Below are 3,290 nucleotides of genomic sequence, written 5' to 3'. Positions count from 1 at the left end.
CGCCCAGCGCCGAGCGCGAGGACCACGAGGCGCTCTGGCCGGCCGAGTCCATGCGCGCCCTCGGCGACGCCGGGCTGCTGGGGCTGAACGTTCCCGAGGCGCTGGGCGGCCACGGCGAGGGGCTGACGGGGCTGGTGGCGGTGTCGGAGACGCTGGCCTCGCAGGGGGCATCCACCGCCATGTGCTTCGCCATGCACTGCGTGGGCACGGCGGTGATCGCCGCCAAGGCCACCGACTGGCAGAAGGAGGCGTACCTGCGCCCCATCGCCCGGGGCGAGCACGTGACGACGCTGGCCCTGAGCGAGCCCGGCACCGGCGTGCACTTCTACCTCCCCGAAACCCGCATCGTGGCGGAGGCCGACGACTTCCTGGTGACGGGGATCAAGAGCTTCGTCACCAACGGGGGGCAGGCGCATTCGTACGTCGTTTCCACCCGCGCGGCCGACGACGCGGGGGGCGAGGGCAGCTTTTCGTGCGTGCTGGTGAACGAGGGCACCCCGGGGCTGGAGTGGTCGGAGCCCTGGCACGGACTGGGGATGCGGGGGAACAGCTCGCGCTCCGCCACGTTGAGCGGGGTGCGCGTGCCCTGGCACAACCTGCTGGGCGAAGAGGGCGACCAGCTGTGGTACGTGTTCGAGGTGGTGGCGCCCTACTTTCTGATGGCGATGGCGGGCACCTACCTGGGGGTGGCCGCCGCCGCGCTCGACGCCGCGCGCGAGCACCTGGGCTCCCGCCGCCACTCGCATTCGGGCGAGCTGCTGGGGAGCCAGCCCGTGCTTTCGCACCGGCTCGGCGAGCTGTGGATCGAGGTGGAGCGCACCCGGCAGCTGGTGCATTCCGCCGCCCAGGCCGCGGACGCGGGCGAGCCGGGGGCGCTCCTGGGCGTGCTGGGGTGCAAGGCCGCGGCGGGTGACACGGCGGTGCACGTGGCCAACGAGGCGATGACGCTGTGCGGCGGCATCGCCTACCGCGAGAACGCGCGCCTGTCGCGCATCCTTCGTGACGCCCGCGCGGCACACGTGATGGCGCCCACCACCGACGTGCTGAAGACGTGGGTGGGGCGCGCCCTGCTGAACCTGCCGCTGCTCTGATGTACGGGCCGCGCGCGCTGCTCCTGTCGGCCGGCGACGTTCCCTGGCGCGCGGCGCTGGGGGGCTGCGACGCCGTGCACCCGGCCGCCGCCAACGACGAGCTGGCGTCGCGCGCGGAGCAGGCCGACGCGGCGTTCGTGGACGGGTCGCCGCGCGAAGCGCTGGCCGTGGCGCGGCGGCTGCGGACGCTGGACCCCACGCTGCAGGCGGTGATCGTGGCCGAAGCGGGGAAGCGGACGGAGATGGAGCGGGCGCTGCTGTTCGCCCCCGGGCTGGGCGAGCTGTGGGTGGTGGAGCCCGAGCAGGTGGACGACGACCTGCTGCGCCGCGCCGCCTCCATCACCGCCCAGCGTCGGCGCTTCCGCGGGACGGAAAAGGCCGTGGCGCGCGACCTGGCCCGGGTGCAGCCCCGGCGCGGGGAGCGGGCGCTGGTGTCCGACGCGTTCCTGGCCGCGCTGCTCGACGTGCTGCCGGACCCGGTGGTGTCGCTGGACGACGACGGCAACGTGCTGTCGTGGAACCCCGCCGCCGAGGCCACCATCGGCCACGCCCGTGCCGATGCGCTGGGACGGCCGCTGGTGGACCTGCTGCGGCCGGAGCCGCGCGAAGACTTCGAGGCGCTGCTCGAGGCGGCGCGCATGGGTTCCGCCCGGGGCGAGGTCACCTACCGGCGGCGGGCGGGCGAGCCCGCCGTCGGCGAGGTGGCCGTGGTCCCGGTGACCGCGTCCGGCCACAGCGTCCGCGCGCTGGTGCTTCACGACGTCACCCACCTGCGCGAAACGCAGGCGGAGCTGGAGACGCAGGCGGCGGAGCTGCAAAGCCAGGCCGCCGAGCTGGAGATGCTGAACGTGGACCTGGCCGAGCGCTCCGCCGACCTGGAGCGCGCGCTGGCCACGCGCAGCCGCTTCTACGCGGCCATGAGCCACGAGCTGCGCACGCCCATCAACGCGGTGATCGGCTACACCGAGCTGATCCTGGAGGGCATCTTCGGGCCGGTGGACGAGCGGCAGCGGGACGCGCTGCAGCGGTCGGCGCGCGCCGCGCGGCACCTGCTGGAACTGGTGAACGACGTGCTGGACCTGTCCAAGATCGAGGCGGACCGTATCGAGGTACAGGTGGAGGAGGTCGTTCCCGGCGACCTGCTGGTGGAGCTGATGGACACCGTGCGGCCGATGGCCGAAGAGAACGGGGTGGCGCTGGAGACGGCGATCGGCGGCGGTTCGCCGTGCCTGCCGGTGGTCACCGATCCGCGGCGGGTGAGGCAGATCGTGCTGAACCTGCTGTCCAACGCCATCAAGTTCGGGGATGGCAAGCCGGTGACCGTGTCGTGCCGCGGGCTGGGGGACGGCGGGGTGGAGATCGACGTGGCGGACCAGGGGCGCGGCATCGACCCGGCCGACCAGGCGCGCATCTTCGAGGAGTTCGTGCAGATCGACCGCGAATCGGGAACGGGCACGGGGCTGGGGCTGCCCATCTCGCGGCGGCTGGCGCAGCTCCTGGGCGGTTCCATCCGCGTGGCCTCCGCGCCCGGCCAGGGCAGCACCTTCACCGTGCGCCTGCCCGCCAAGGCCCCGGCGGCCGCATCGCGCCCGCTGGAGGGAGGAGCGCCCTGAGGGGCAGGCTACTTGCTGGGAACGACGAGGAGAAGCTCCACGAACACGAAGCAGTGCCGCACTAACGAACTAACGCACTACCGCACTGCCTTTTTCACTGAAACTCGAGACGGACGACGGTTATGGCTTCATTCAACGACCTCGGGCTGGGCGAGCCGCTCCTGGCCGCGCTGGAAGACGCGGGGATCGAGCACCCCACGGGCCTTCAGCAGGCCGTGATTCCCGTGCTGCGGCGCGAGGGAAACCTGGTGGCGCGCGCCAGCAGCGGCGCCGGCAAGACGCTGGCGTACGGCCTGGGCGTGCTGGACCGGCTCCCCGCGCGCGAGCCCGCCGCCGACGACGACAAGGGCGATGAGTCCGCGTCGCTCGACGAGGCGCCCTCCGGCGTGCGCCTGCTGATCCTGGCCGCCACCCTCGAGGCGGCGGCGCGTGCCGCGCTGGAGCTGGTGCCCTTCGCCCAGGCCGCGGGGCTCACCGTCAGCGGGTCTGGCGGGGGATGGGGGACGGGCGCGGGCGAGGCCGAGGTGCTGGCCGCCACGCCCCAGGAGGTGATGGAGGGCGTGCGCACCTCCGAGGTGAAGCTGGA

The 3,290-nt window shown here is 73.5% G+C and carries 3 protein-coding genes; all 3 read left to right on the top strand.

Going from position 1 to position 3,290, the window contains the following annotated elements; translation table 11 throughout:
* On the top strand, positions 1-1,091 hold a 1,091-nt coding region (locus VIB55_RS24835), incomplete at its 5' end, for an acyl-CoA dehydrogenase family protein (protein WP_331879383.1).
* Positions 1,091-2,704 (top strand): PAS domain-containing sensor histidine kinase, encoded by a 1,614-nt coding sequence (locus VIB55_RS24830; protein WP_331879382.1) that lies wholly within the window; start codon positions 1,091-1,093, stop codon positions 2,702-2,704. The genes VIB55_RS24835 and VIB55_RS24830, both read left to right, overlap by 1 nt.
* 122 nt (positions 2,705-2,826) lie before the next feature.
* On the top strand, positions 2,827-3,290 hold a 464-nt coding region (locus tag VIB55_RS24825; protein ID WP_331879381.1), incomplete at its 3' end, for a DEAD/DEAH box helicase.

It is taken from the genome of Longimicrobium sp., from assembly GCF_036554565.1.
Lineage (GTDB): Bacteria > Gemmatimonadota > Gemmatimonadetes > Longimicrobiales > Longimicrobiaceae > Longimicrobium.
This window is presented reverse-complemented; position numbering and strand designations above follow the sequence as displayed.